Source organism: Cupriavidus sp. WKF15, assembly GCF_029278605.1.
In the GTDB taxonomy this organism is placed as follows: domain Bacteria; phylum Pseudomonadota; class Gammaproteobacteria; order Burkholderiales; family Burkholderiaceae; genus Cupriavidus.
Map to the genome: position 1 here is coordinate 1,072,109 of NZ_CP119573.1, position 12,638 is coordinate 1,084,746.

Genomic DNA, 12,638 nt, shown 5'->3' on the forward strand with positions numbered 1-12,638 from the left:
CCTTACTTCACTTCCTTGAGATGGAACAGGCGGTGCTTGTCGATCGTGGTTGCGAAGCCGTCGGGCACGACGAAGGTCGTGGCGTCGGATTCGATGATGGCGGGACCCACGATGTGGTTGCCGGCCTTGAGGGCTTCCATCTTCCAGAGCGCGGCATCCACCCACTTCTTGTGGCGGTAGAAGGGACGAGTACCGAGATAGGCTTCCTTAGGCGGCGTCGGGCCGGCATCCGGGTCTTCCGGCAGCACCGGCTTCTGGGTCACGACGGTGCCGCGCAGGATGGCGCCGGTGATCGAGAAGCCCAGTTCGGGCGAGCGGGCGGAACTCGCATAGACGCGGCCGTAGGTGTTCTCGAAGGCCTCGACGATCTGGTCCCAGTCGGCCGCGGTGGCGGCGCTGGTCACCGGCGAGACGATCTCGAGGTCATTCAGCTGGCCCATGTACTGCATCTTGTAGCCGGGAATCAGCAGCACGTCCTCGGGCTTGTAGCCGTTGAGGACAAATTCGTCGATGACCTTGACGGCCAGTTCAGACCAGGCTTCCTGCAGGCTCTTGCAGGCGGCTTCCTTGTCGGTGTCAGGCGCGTGCTGCGCAACGCCAAGGTCCACCGACTTGTCGTAGCGGTACTCGAAGTCGGCGCAGGCGCAGCCGAAGGCCGAGAAGCCGGCCGCCCAGGCCGGCACGACGACGTCCTTGAAGCCGACACCCTCGGTGTAACCGTAGGTGTGCACCGGACCGGCGCCGCCGTAGGAGAAGCAGGTGAAGTCCGCCGGGTTGTAGCCCTTGGCACTGATGTTGGCGCGCAGGTACTCGGAGAGAGTGAGGTCGAGCAGTTCGATGACGCCGGCGGCGGCATCCTCGACCGACAGGCCGAGCGGGTCGGCGATCTGCGCCTTGATGTGGTCGCGGGCGCGCTGCACGTCGAGCTTGATGGCACCGCCCAGGAAGTTGTCCGGGTTCAGGTAGCCGAGCACGACATGGCAGTCGGAGACGGACACCGTGTCGAGGCCGCTTTCCGGCCAGCAGGTGCCCACGCGGTAGCCGGCGCTGTCGGGGCCGAGCTTGATCGATTTGCTGTAGGGGTCGAGGCGCACAAAACTGCCGGCGCCGGCGCCGACCGAGTCCATCGCCACCAGGGGCAGGGACAGCACCAGACGGGCCATGTCGGGATCGGACTTGATGGCGAAATTGCCCTTGGTGATCAGGGCCACGTCGAAGCTGGTGCCGCCGATGTCGGAGCAGGCAATGTTCTCGTCGCCCAGGTACTCGCCCAGCAGCTTGGAGCCGATGACGCCGCCGATGGGGCCGGAAACGATCGTGCGCGCGAGCTCCTTGGCCTTCCAGCTGATGGTGCCGCCGTGCGTGGCCATCACGCGCAGGTCGAATTTGGCGCCGTGCTTCTTGAACCGGTCGCTCACCTTCTTCAAGGTCTGGCGCGAAGGCTCGGCACCGTAGGCCTCGAGGATGGTGGTATTCATCCTGTGGCTCTCCTTGCGCGACGGGTAGTAATCCACCGAGGCGAAGACCGGGATATCCGCCTTCAGCTTTTTCAGCTCCTCGCGCACGATGTCACGGGCGCGCTGCTCGCTCGATTCGTTCTTGTGGGATTGCAGCAGGCAAATGACGATGGCTTGTGCGTTGGCCTCTACCAGTTCCCGCGTAGCCTGGCGGACTTCTTCCTCACGCAGCGGGATCACGACCCGCCCCTGCACGTCGGTTCGCTCAGTGACGCCACGCGTGCGCGAGACGGGAACCAGGGGTTCATCGTAGCGGTGAGTATTAAGGTGGATACGGTCCTCCAATGCATAGCCCAGATAGCTCTGCAGGGCGCGGCCCATGGAATGAATCTGCTCGAAACCGCGGTTGCAGATGAGGCCGACAGCGAGGCCCTTGCGCATGAGGATGCGGTTGAGCATGGCCGTACCGGAATAGACGCAAGTCACCAGTTCGGGATAGACGTCGTCTACGGTCCGATCCCAGTGGGCGAGGGCATCTTCGGAAGAGTTGTAGATGGCAAGGGATTCGTCGCCAGGATTGCTCTGCGCCTTGCCTACCACGAAGCGGCCATCGGAGCGCACGAAGAATGTGTCGGTCATCGTGCCACCGGCATCGATGCCCATCACCTGTACTGTGGACTGCGGTTGCATACTGCCTCCTGTCATTAGTGTCGTCATGGTGGGATGTCCCACAACCCATCCATGGCAAAGCCTGTGCCAGGCGTGGCTGGCACTCGGGAGCAGCCACGCAAGACGATTGAAATCAACGAGTTGCCGGTATTCCTCGGACACTTCGCTGGTCGCCGGGAGCCTGCTGTCGCTGTCCGGATTCCAGACGTCGCGAGCAGCGGTGTCTGGGAATCGGACGTTTTCTGGCCAGCGATCGACGCAACCGTCGTTTGGAAGTCCAAGCACTGACGGTTGTCCAACGCCCCTGCGTGGACATGCAGGCCTGCCTGCCCGTCACTGCCGCGATGGGCATTGGCTTGCCACTGTGTCGCGACGCCTGTCGCTTGTAGCGCTGGCACGCGCTATGCACGGCTCTCGTGCGGATAGCAGCGTGACGCGGTGAAGACCATGAAGAATTCAGCGAAGCCAGTACGACGGATTGTCGAAGCGGATGCCGACACGGACTTGGCGATCGGCGCCCACCTCGTTGCCGATCGGCTTTGGTACACGCATCACGGCGTCTACGCGGGAGCCGGGAAGGTTGTGCATTACGCGGGTCTGTCGCGGTCACTACGTCGCGGCCCGGTGCACGAAGTCACGCTGGCGGAATTCGCGCATGGGCATCCGCTCTGGGTCCGGCAAAGTCCCGGCGCCATGTTCGCGGGTGTGGAAGCTGTGCAGCGCGCCTACTCCCGCATCGGCGAGGATCGCTATCGCTTGATTTCGAATAACTGTGAACACTTCTGTATGTGGTGCTTGTATGGCGAGAGCCGCAGCGAGCAGATCGACGTATGGAGGTTCTGGGCAAGCGATGTGGTTGCGGCCGGGTTCAAAGTTGTCAGGCTGCTTTCGATCGCAATCTCGGGAAGTCTGTCCATGCTGCATGCAGTGTCCCGATTCGGCTGCGAGGGCCAGGCATTCGCGAACTCAACGCAATCCACTTCCTGAGCCCGCGCGCTGGAGCATCGGACAAGACCCATGGCGAGTCGGCACGGAAGGCCTCTCAACATGGCGCGCGCTGTCCGGTTTCCGGACACCTGAAGCAGCAATGACCGGAAACCGGACACTTCCCTATTGGCATGCTGCAAAGCACAAATGCTTGATCTAAAAAGAGATTGTTGACTTGATGATGGCGCGCGGATACGGTTACTCCAGTCAACTGGAGAGCGACCGTCCAATGGCGTTTTCACATTGCGGCACCCTGATTCCCCGAATCGGCGACGAGTCCGTCGTGGCTTCCGCCTGGGAGCGTTTTGTGCAGCACCAGCCGCTGGAAGTGGCAGGTGTGCGCAGCGTCGTCCTCGCGTCGTGGCAGCGGTGTCGTTCGGAGGCCGTAGACCCTGCCAGGCACTCCGCACCAGGGGCTGCTGCCGAACGTGTCCGCCAGTTGCAGCGGCAGAACCGGGAGCTCTGCGAATCCGCGCGTCCGGCACTCGAGAGCCTGCGCGATATCCTGCGCGAATGCGGCACGCTGATCATGCTCTGCGACCCAGGCGGAACCGTACTCCATCTCAATGGCGAGACCAGGGCCCGCAGCGTTGGCGAGGGGATCAACCTGGCCACCGGTGGCTGCTGGAACGAGGATGTCATCGGCACCAATGCCATCGGCACCGCGATTGCCACCGCCGCTCCGGTCCAGATCCATGCCGACGAGCATTTCTGTCTGGACGTGAAGCGCTGGACCTGCGCCGCGGCCCCAATTCTTGACCCCTTTAGTCGCACCCTGTTGGGGGTCGTGGATGTTTCTGGCGTCAAGGAAACCTTCCATGGCCACACCCTGGGCCTGGTAGTGACTGCCGCCAGGCAGATCGAAGGCGAACTCGCCCGCCGCGATGTTGCTCTACATGAGCGTCTGCTGACCCGCGCCATTGATCATTTCATCCGTTACGCCAGCGACTACGTGGTGCTTGTCGACAGCCGTGGGCGCATTGTCCGTACGAATGGAAATGCGCAGGCGGCGCGGGAGCGTTATGAAGTGCGCCTGCCCTCGGAAATCGGCAGCCAGGTGCCAGGACTCAACCTTGCACAGTCCGAAATCGATCGGTCCTGCCAACGCCCGGAATGGCTGCGTCCCGAATGGCTGCACTCAGTGAAGGACCATGACGGCGTGCTCGGTACGGTGCTGGTGATCCCGCTCGGGACGCGCCAGAGTCGAACCGCGATATCGCTGCCCGCGGCCACAGTCACAGCCAGGGCACCCGCGGCAGGAAACGATGCGTTTGGTGAAATCATAGGGCGAAGCGAGGTGCTGGAGGCGACCAAGGCACGCGCGCGCCGTATCGCCCCTCTGGATCTTCCGGTACTGATCCTGGGCGAGACCGGCGCAGGGAAGGAGCTCTTTGCCCGAGCCCTGCATCGGGCAGGCAACCATCCAGACGGTCCGTTCGTTGCCGTCAATTGCGGCGCTTTTACCCGTGAACTGCTGGCCAGCGAACTCTTTGGCTATTCCGAAGGCGCCTTTACAGGTGCCCGCCGTGGTGGCCTTCCCGGGAAGTTTGAGCAAGCCGACGGGGGCACGCTCTTCCTGGACGAGGTCGGGGAGCTGCCACTTGATATGCAGCCACACCTGTTGCGCGTGCTGCAGGATGGTGTCGTGGTCCGACTTGGCGATACCCGCGAACGGCGTGTCGCGGTGCGCATCGTCGCAGCCACCAACCGTGACCTGCAGAAGGAGATCGCTGCCGGGCGCTTCCGCGAAGACTTGTACCACCGCCTCTGCGTGGTCAGCCTGCCACTGCCGCCGCTGCGCGATCGACCTGGCGATATCGAGGCAATCATCGCGCATTTCAACAGCCAACTCGCGCGCAAGTACGGCTGTGAGCCCAAGCAGCTTGAACCCGCGGTGCACCAGGCGCTTGTGAGCCATCGTTGGCCGGGCAACATACGTGAATTGCAGAATGTCTTCGAGGTGATGTTTGCGCTTGGCGAGGGCAACACCATCGATACTTCTCTGCTACCCCCGAACATCGCTCAGACGGCAAAGGAGTCACTTCCCATATCAACCGCGACGCGGATACCCGGCTCGTTCGGCCGGCTTGAGGAATTGGAGAGACAAGCGATACTTGACGCGATTGCGAATGCCCACGGAAATATGTCGATGGCCGCCCGGACTCTCGGTATTTCGAGGAGTACGTTGTACGTAAAGCTGGCCACGATTCGGACTGAGCCTGGCACGATTGGTCCCGCGGTGCCCATTTCCTCTCCCGGGGACTCGCCTTTGCGTAAAAGCGCAATGAATCGACCGGCCGGGAAGCCCCACAAGCCCAACAAGCCATGAAGCCGGTAGGAGGCGTCGCCCGTCAGCAAGTTGGGCAAACCTTAAAAAGGACTCTGTATATTGCTGCACTGGTCTATTGCCTGATAGTGGTGTGGGTGTATGTGCGCCAAGACCACTTCATCTACTTCCCGACAACAACCGAGGCGTCGCTGTGGCGGGAAAAGGCCGTGCATGCCGGGGCTCAGATCATTCCAGGCGTGAACGCGATTGTGGTGGAACCTCCAGTGGTCGACGCATCGACGAAAACAGCCCTTTTCTTTCACGGAAACGACAGCGATGCCTTCGAGCGCCTTAGCCTGACCAAGGTCTTCAATGCCCGGAGGTACCGCCTTGTCCTGGCAGAGTATCCCGGGTATGGCCCTAACCCGGGCAATCCGTCACAGGCCACCATTGTTCCCTCTGCGATAGCCTTGATGCGTGAGATTACCCAGCGTTGGCCTGGCCGCGTGACGCTGGTGGGTGAGTCTTTGGGGAGTGGTGTGGCGGCACAAATTGCCGCTGCCATGCCTGAGAGTGTAGGTAAGCTGGTGCTCATCACGCCGTTCAGCAGTCTGCGAGAAACAGCGGCCCAGAAAATGTGGTTCGTTCCAGTCAGCCTGCTATTGAAATCCCCGTTTGATTCCAGTGCGGCGCTCAAGAACTATCACGGGCTTTCCTCCGTGGTGGTCGCTGGTCAGGACGAGGTGGTCGGCCCTCAAGCGGGATTAACACTTCAAATGCAGCTCGCCAGCCAAGGGCCGTCCGATTTACTTGTGTTGCCCCAGGCGACACACAATACCTGGTTGTCTGGCCTTACCGAGCAGCAGTGGGACCGGCTGCTACGGATCACACCTCAATAAGGTCTTGTGGTTACGCAGCAAACGCCGTGTGAGGGGGCCATCGCTCATTAAAGGAATTCCTTGCGCAAATCGACACTGCAGCGCTCGCCGATTGCACTGTAGTTCTGCGCCAGCCAATGCTCGGCCTCATTGCGCCCCTGATCGCGCAGGTGGCAAAGAAAGTCCCAGTCCGCATTGAACTTGCTGGACACGCTGAGCGCCGTCATGGTCTGGTCCGAGCGGATTGCATGGATCAGCATTTCCTTCATCTCGGTCCGGTCTATCTTGCCGTCCTGGATGAGGGTGGTGACGAAGCTGATCGCACGAAGCTCGCGGATCAACGAAGAGTTGAAGCTGACTTCGTTAATGCGATTGAGAATCTCTGCTGCAGTCTTCGGCACGCCCTTGCGAACGATCGGGTTGATATGGACGATCACCACATCTCGTGTGCTGCAGTGATAGATCAGCGGAAAGATCGCAGGGTTGCCGACATAGCCGCCGTCCCAGTAGTACTGGCCGTCGATCTCCACAGCCTGGAACAGGGACGGCAGGCAGGCCGAGGCCAGCACCGCCTTGAGACAGATTTCCTCGTGCGAGAACAGGCGCACCTTGCCGGTCTCGACATTGGTGGCGCACAGGTAAAGCTGGATCGGGCAATCCCGGCTCAGGACGTCGAAATCGACATGGTGGACAAGAACGTCGCGCAGCGGGTTGAGATTGAAAGGATTGAACTGATAAGGGGAGAGTACGCGCAGCAGCAGGTCCGTCAGCAGATACATCGGCGAGCTGTCGAGCCCATAGCCGCTACGCATCCAGATCTCCCATGGCAGTTTGCGGAACGGGCTGTAGATCAGCGCGGTGCTGGAAACGTCATGCCAGAAGTTGTGCAGGGCGGTGCGAGCGCCAGGCGGCCCACCCTTGAGCAAGCCGTAGGCGAGTACCACGGCATTCATTGCGCCGGCGCTGGTGGCACTCACGCCTTCGATGGCGAGCCGCTTGTCTTCGAGCAGGCGGTCAAGTACGCCCCAGGCAAAGGCGCCATGGGCGCCCCCGCCCTGCAAGGCGAGCGCGATGGGCTTCACGAAGTCATCGGCTTCACCTGCATGGCGCGTTCCCGGGTTGGCAGACATGTCGCGACCCTCTTTCCAGGCAAACTCCGAGGTCAGCTTTCCTGCTCATAACTGTAATGGCCGGAGAGCCTGCTTGCAGGATTTCGACGTCGTTTCAAGCCGGCGCCGAGGTTGGCTTCGGAGCGCGACTGTCTCATTAGATCGCTTTCGCCTCGCCGCACGCCTTAAACGCAATTAATCGCCAGGATCGAGGGCCAACAACCAACCAGGGCCAGTAGTCGAGCGGCGGCGCGCCGATCCCCACGCTGGGGCCGTGTTCGCGGCACTCGGGAGGAGTCTGGGCAGGTCAGGTCAAAGACGAAGAAACTCTGACCAGCCTGCAGACTACGCAAAGTTGCTGAGGTAACATGCCCTCGTCCGGTGCGAGAGCCCACGTGATAGAGACCCAACCAATGCGCCAGGCCAGCCTCCCCAATTGCCGCCCGTCCTGGGGCACAAGTGTTATTGCTTTGATGACGCTCATCACGTGCCAAATTGCTGGAGCGAATGCCGGACCACCCCTGCTTCGTTGTGAAATCAGCCAAGGCGGCGGCAATCCTCGCGTCTTCGAGTTCAAGCAGGCTGCCGACCCTTATTCCGTGAAGTCCGTCGATATAGACGGACATTTTCGTTTCAAGGCAGTCATGGTTGGAGCCAGGGCCACTGCCTACATCAAGCTCTACACCTACTACCAGGATTCGGATCGGTACATCCTGCTGCATGAGGCCAAATACGTCCCTCGTGCAGCGCCTTCTCACTCTGACTCGACCGGCTCCTTCACGGGTATCAACTATCTCTATTCACCCGTTCTTGGAAGGGAACTGCAATATAGCTGCATGCTGACGGGGACGGCATAGTGCGGGAGGGCACGTCGGGCCGTGCAATCGCGCGATTCCTTGTCGCGGGTCTCCTCTACCTCGGCGTCGCGGGACAAGCCGCTGCGGACGACGCGCCCGCCGCCCCTGTGGTCTCGCTTGCCTTTGTCGGCGACATCATGCTCGACGGGATTCCTGGTGGTGCCATCAAGGCGGGGCGTAATCCCTTTGCGTACTTCGCACGAATCCTGGATTCCGCGGATATCCGGATTGGTAATCTTGAGTGCGTCATTGCCTCCAGGGGCCGGGGCCGCCCGGAGCGCAAGCCGTTCACGTTTCGTGCCAATCCAGATGCGGTCAATGTACTGAAGGGCCATTTCACCGCGCTCTCCCTCGCCAACAACCACACTGGCGATTTTGGCCGCGCCGCCTTTTCCGACATGCTTGATCTTCTCGAAGCGCAAAAGATCTCATTTTTCGGAGGGGGGCGAAACCTGGCCGAGGCACATGCACCGCTTCTGATCGAGCGTAACGGCCTCAGGATTGCTCTCCTTGGCTACAACGAAATCTTCCCGCGGGGCTTCGAAGCCGATCACGATACGCCTGGGCTGGCCTGGAGCGAAGATGAACAGGTGATCGCCGACATCCGGAATGCACGAAGCGTCCACCATGCGGACCTCGTCATACCATTCATGCATTGGGGGATCGAGCACGAGCATCATGCCAGTGCACGCCAGCGCCAGCTCGCACGTGCGATGATCGACGCGGGCGCCAACGCAGTCATCGGCGGGCATCCGCACGTTACCCAGGACATCGAGCAATACAAGGGAAGCCCGATTTTCTATAGCCTGGGAAACTTTGTTTTTGACGGCTTCAAAGACGAAGACAACAATACCGGTTGGTTGATCCGGCTCGAAGTGGACCGGAGTGGGGTACATCGTTGGCAACTCTATGTGGCACGTACCGACCGCGAGGGCATTCCCCACCCTGTATCGCCAAGGCCCCGTTCATGCTGGCAAAGAGGGCAGGGGATGAAGACAGTGTGCGGGGACAGCGGGGACTGATCCGAATGGCGCAGATTGCTGATTTTCATTTGACGGTACTTTGGGGGCTTAAATAGAAAAAGGTCCGGTCTGTCGGCTGTGGACGCGCTGAGCCATCCAGCGCCGGTATTGACGGACGCGGCAGCCGCGGCACGCGTTGGACAGCCGCTGCAGGATCAGCGCGCGCAGCGGTGACAACCCGGGATCCGTGGCCCGAGAATCGTACGCTGCTGCCGCCCGACCTGGCGCAGTGGAAGCATGGCTCGTTGATTGAAACGCTCCGCAGCAAGGTGCAGGACATCGAGGCGCTGCAGGCGCGGCTCGCGCAAAGCAAAGCGCACCTTGTCGCGCTTTTGGCGGAGATCGAGGCGAAACCCGAGGAAATCGACTGCGCCACCAATGCCAGGAGGGTGCTGTCGCGGATGCGATCCGGGGAATTGGAAAGCCCGGCCCTGGCGACCGGCGATGTCACTACCCTTCGCAAGGCGAGCCGGCGCCGGTCGCTCAGGAAGGGCTAATGGATCGCCGGCGAGCCTGTACCACAGCGGGGCCAGGGCGCCTGGCATGCGCGGCAAGCCAACATGAACTTCGGTAAGGGCAGAGAGATAACAGATGAATCTGGAGGTTAACCACCAGCCGGTCAGCGTCGAATGCGACCCGGCCACCCCCTTGCTGTGGGTGCTGCGGGACCACCTGAACCTGACGGGCACGAAGTTCGGCTGCGGCGTCGCGGCTTGCGGCGCGTGCACCGTGCATCTGGATGGCGCGGCGGTGCGGTCCTGCGTGCTGCCCGTGGCGGCGGTGGCCGGCAAGCGCATCACCACGATAGAAGGGCTGGCCAGCGCGCCGGGCAAGCGCCACGCACTGCAGCAGGCCTGGATCGACGAACAGGTGCCGCAATGCGGCTACTGTCAATCGGGCATGCTGATGGCGGCGGTGGACCTGCTGGCCCGGCAGCCCGACCCGAGCGATGCCGACATCGACGCGGCCATCACCAACCTGTGCCGCTGCGGCACGTATCCGCGCGTGCGCACCGCCATCAAGCGTGCAGCGAAGGCGCTGCGGGAGGGCCGCGCATGAACACCAGCGCAACGACCCCACGCCGCGGACGGCGCCGGTTCCTGCTGGGGTCACTCGGCATTGGCGGCGCGCTGGTGGTGGGCTGGGGCGTGATGCCGCCCCGCAGCCGGCTTGGCGATCCCGCAGCGTTCCCTGAAACGTCCGGCCAGGTTGCCCTGAACGGCTGGATCAAGATCACGCCGGAAGGTAACGTCATCCTTGCCATGCCACGCGTGGAGATGGGGCAGGGCATCCACACCGCGCTGTCCATGCTGGCCGCCGAGGAGCTCGATATTCCGCTGGCGCGGGTGAGCATCGAGTCATCACCCATCGAGCGCGTCTACGGCAATGTCGTCGTCATTGGCGACAGCTCGCTGCCGCTGCATCCGGACGATACCGACAAGAGCTGGGTGCGCGCCCTGCACTGGATCATGGCCAAGAGCGCGCGCGAGATCGGCCTCATCATCACCGGGGGCAGCAGCAGCGTGGCCGACGGCTGGCAGCCCGTGCGCGAGGCTGCCGCAACCGCGCGCGCCACGCTGGTGGAAGCGGCGGCGCGCGAGTGGGGTGTGCAGGCGGGACAGGTCACGGTGCAAGAAGGCCAGCTCATTGGACCGGGCGGCAGGCAGATGCCTTTCTCCGCGGTCGCGCGGAAGGCGCGCGAGATCGCGCCGCCATCGAACGTAACGCTCAAGCCGGCTGCGCAGTACCAGCTGATTGGCAAGCCTGCGCCGCGCAACGATATCGCGGGCAAGACGGATGGCAGCGCACGCTTTGCCATCGATGCGCGGCCGCCCGGTATGTTGTACGCGGCTGTCGTCATGTGTCCGGTGTTTGGCGGCAAGCTCAAGAGCTTCCAGTCGAAGGCGGCGCTTGCCATGACTGGCGTGCGGTATGTCGTGCCGTTCGACGGCATGGCGGGCGGCGCGCCGGGTGTGGCCGTGGTGGCCGACCACTACTGGCAGGCACGCCAGGCCATGGCGGTGCTCGAACCGGTCTGGGACAAGGGGCCGCATGCGACGCTCGATTCGGCCGGCATCCGGCAACAACTCATCGGCGCGCTCGACAGCGGCGAGGGCGGGGGCGGCTTCACCTATCGTTCGCTGGGCGATGGCCTGAAGGCCTTTGACAAGGCGCCGGGCGCGACCATCGTCGAGGCGGAATACAGTGCGCCCTACCTGGCGCATGCCGCCATGGAGCCGATCAACTGCACGGCGCAGGTGACGAAGGACCGCGTGCAGCTCTGGGCGCCGACCCAGGTGGCCACGCTGGCGCAACTGGTCGCCGCACGGGCCGCGGGTGTGAGCCGGGACCAGGTGCATATCGACATTCCGCTCATTGGCGGCGGCTTCGGACGGAGACTGGAGTCGGACTTCATTGGCCAGGCCGTGTCGATCGCCACCAAAACAGAGGGCCGCCCGGTACAGGTGATCTGGTCGCGCGAGGACGACATCCGCCACGACTTCTATCGCCCGCAGGCCATCGCACGGCTGAAGGCCCGCGTCGAGAACGGCAAGGTGACGGCCATCGCCTCGCGCAGTGCCGGGCAGTCGATCCTGGCCGGCGAGCTGGAGCGACTGTTCGGCGCGCCGTCGCTCGGCATCGACCGCTACACAGCCGAGGGCCTGTTCGACCTGCCGTACGAGATCGAGCATGAGCACATTGCACACGTGGCAGTTGATTTGCCGGTGCCGGTCGGATTCTGGCGCAGCGTTGGCCACTCGTACACTGGCTTCTTCCTGGAAGGCTTCCTGAACGACGTGGGGGCCGCCGCCGGGCTCGATCCGCTGGCGATGCGGCGCGACTTGCTCAAGGCGCACCCGCGCGAGCTGATGGTGCTCGACACCGTAGCGCGGGCGGCAGGATGGAACCAGCCGCTGGCACCGGCCGCGGACGGCGCACCGCGTGCGCGCGGGCTTGCGCTGCACAACTCGTTCGGCTCGGTGGTGGCACAGGTAGCGGAGGTATCGCTCAAGGACGGCAAGCCGCGCGTGCATCGCGTTGTCTGCGCCGCGGACTGCGGCACCGTGGTCAACCCCGACATCGTTGCGCAGCAGCTGGAAAGCGGGATCATCTTCGGGCTGACTGCGGCGCTGTACGGCCAGGTCCAGATCAAGGACGGGCAGGTCGTGCAGAGCAATTTCCCCGACTACCCGGTGCTGAGGATGGCGGAGTCGCCGCTGATCGAGACCCACCTCGTGCCCAGCACGGCCGAGCCAGGCGGGGTCGGTGAAATCGCCGTGCCGCCGATCGGACCGGCTGTGGCGTATGCCATCGCCCAGCTCACCGGCAAACCGGTGCGGGAGCTGCCGATGGTGTAGGCAGTGGGCTCCTGGCGGAGGCCACTCATCG

Annotated in this window: 10 protein-coding genes; 8 read left to right on the forward strand and 2 right to left on the reverse strand. The window is 62.9% G+C overall.

What is annotated here, in order from left to right:
- Window positions 1-2: 2 nt before the first annotated feature.
- Window positions 3-2,147 carry a hydantoinase/oxoprolinase family protein gene (locus CupriaWKF_RS22260; RefSeq protein ID WP_276102914.1) on the reverse strand — a complete coding sequence of 715 codons (2,145 nt, stop codon included), beginning with the start codon at window positions 2,145-2,147 and terminating at the stop codon, window positions 3-5.
- Window positions 2,148-2,573: 426 nt separating this feature from the next.
- Here CupriaWKF_RS22260 and CupriaWKF_RS22265 point away from each other — a divergent pair, with 426 nt between their 5' ends.
- The 3 genes from CupriaWKF_RS22265 to CupriaWKF_RS22275 all read left to right on the forward strand — a co-directional run bounded on the left by CupriaWKF_RS22265 (window position 2,574) and on the right by CupriaWKF_RS22275 (window position 6,281).
- Window positions 2,574-3,113, forward strand: coding sequence for a lecithin retinol acyltransferase family protein (locus CupriaWKF_RS22265; RefSeq protein WP_276102915.1), 540 nt, complete (start codon window positions 2,574-2,576; stop codon window positions 3,111-3,113).
- Window positions 3,114-3,291: 178 nt separating this feature from the next.
- Window positions 3,292-5,442: a sigma-54-dependent Fis family transcriptional regulator gene (locus CupriaWKF_RS22270; protein WP_276103163.1), complete on the forward strand. Its 2,151-nt coding sequence runs from the start codon at window positions 3,292-3,294 to the stop codon at window positions 5,440-5,442.
- Window positions 5,439-6,281, forward strand: coding sequence for an alpha/beta hydrolase (locus CupriaWKF_RS22275; RefSeq protein ID WP_276102916.1), 843 nt, complete (start codon window positions 5,439-5,441; stop codon window positions 6,279-6,281). The genes CupriaWKF_RS22270 and CupriaWKF_RS22275 overlap by 4 nt, the downstream gene beginning before the upstream one ends.
- 47 nt (window positions 6,282-6,328) lie before the next feature.
- Here the strand turns inward: CupriaWKF_RS22275 and CupriaWKF_RS22280 are convergent, their stop codons facing one another.
- Entirely contained in the window at window positions 6,329-7,390 is a 1,062-nt protein-coding gene (locus CupriaWKF_RS22280; RefSeq protein ID WP_276102917.1) for a patatin-like phospholipase family protein, read from the reverse strand.
- Window positions 7,391-7,782: 392 nt separating this feature from the next.
- On the opposite strand from CupriaWKF_RS22280, the gene CupriaWKF_RS22285 reads away from it, so the two are divergent.
- The 5 genes from CupriaWKF_RS22285 (at window position 7,783) to CupriaWKF_RS22305 (ending at window position 12,607) form a co-directional block, all read left to right on the forward strand.
- Window positions 7,783-8,226 (forward strand): hypothetical protein, encoded by a 444-nt coding sequence (locus tag CupriaWKF_RS22285; protein ID WP_276102918.1) that lies wholly within the window; start codon window positions 7,783-7,785, stop codon window positions 8,224-8,226.
- A gap of 137 nt (window positions 8,227-8,363) precedes the next feature.
- Window positions 8,364-9,248 carry a CapA family protein gene (locus tag CupriaWKF_RS22290; RefSeq protein WP_276102919.1) on the forward strand — a complete coding sequence of 295 codons (885 nt, stop codon included), beginning with the start codon at window positions 8,364-8,366 and terminating at the stop codon, window positions 9,246-9,248.
- Between the two features lie 170 nt (window positions 9,249-9,418).
- The gene (locus tag CupriaWKF_RS22295) at window positions 9,419-9,745 is read left to right on the forward strand and encodes a hypothetical protein (protein WP_276102920.1); all 327 of its coding nucleotides are present in this window, start codon (window positions 9,419-9,421) and stop codon (window positions 9,743-9,745) included.
- Window positions 9,746-9,839: 94 nt separating this feature from the next.
- Window positions 9,840-10,307, forward strand: a complete 468-nt coding sequence (locus tag CupriaWKF_RS22300; RefSeq protein WP_276102921.1) for a (2Fe-2S)-binding protein — start codon at window positions 9,840-9,842, stop codon at window positions 10,305-10,307.
- The gene (locus tag CupriaWKF_RS22305; RefSeq protein ID WP_276102922.1) at window positions 10,304-12,607 is read left to right on the forward strand and encodes a xanthine dehydrogenase family protein molybdopterin-binding subunit; all 2,304 of its coding nucleotides are present in this window, start codon (window positions 10,304-10,306) and stop codon (window positions 12,605-12,607) included. The genes CupriaWKF_RS22300 and CupriaWKF_RS22305 overlap by 4 nt, the downstream gene beginning before the upstream one ends.
- Window positions 12,608-12,638 lie beyond the last annotated feature (31 nt).

Coding starts and splice junctions, on each gene's coding strand:
- CupriaWKF_RS22275 (WP_276102916.1), top strand. CDS start 5,439: ATGAAGCCGGTAGGAGGCGTCGCCCGTCAGCAAGTTGGGCAAACCTTA.
- CupriaWKF_RS22270 (WP_276103163.1), top strand. CDS start 3,292: ATGATGGCGCGCGGATACGGTTACTCCAGTCAACTGGAGAGCGACCGT.
- CupriaWKF_RS22300 (WP_276102921.1), top strand. CDS start 9,840: ATGAATCTGGAGGTTAACCACCAGCCGGTCAGCGTCGAATGCGACCCG.
- CupriaWKF_RS22280 (WP_276102917.1), bottom strand. CDS start 7,390: ATGTCTGCCAACCCGGGAACGCGCCATGCAGGTGAAGCCGATGACTTC.
- CupriaWKF_RS22265 (WP_276102915.1), top strand. CDS start 2,574: ATGAAGAATTCAGCGAAGCCAGTACGACGGATTGTCGAAGCGGATGCC.
- CupriaWKF_RS22290 (WP_276102919.1), top strand. CDS start 8,364: ATGCTCGACGGGATTCCTGGTGGTGCCATCAAGGCGGGGCGTAATCCC.
- CupriaWKF_RS22305 (WP_276102922.1), top strand. CDS start 10,304: ATGAACACCAGCGCAACGACCCCACGCCGCGGACGGCGCCGGTTCCTG.
- CupriaWKF_RS22285 (WP_276102918.1), top strand. CDS start 7,783: ATGCGCCAGGCCAGCCTCCCCAATTGCCGCCCGTCCTGGGGCACAAGT.
- CupriaWKF_RS22260 (WP_276102914.1), bottom strand. CDS start 2,147: ATGCAACCGCAGTCCACAGTACAGGTGATGGGCATCGATGCCGGTGGC.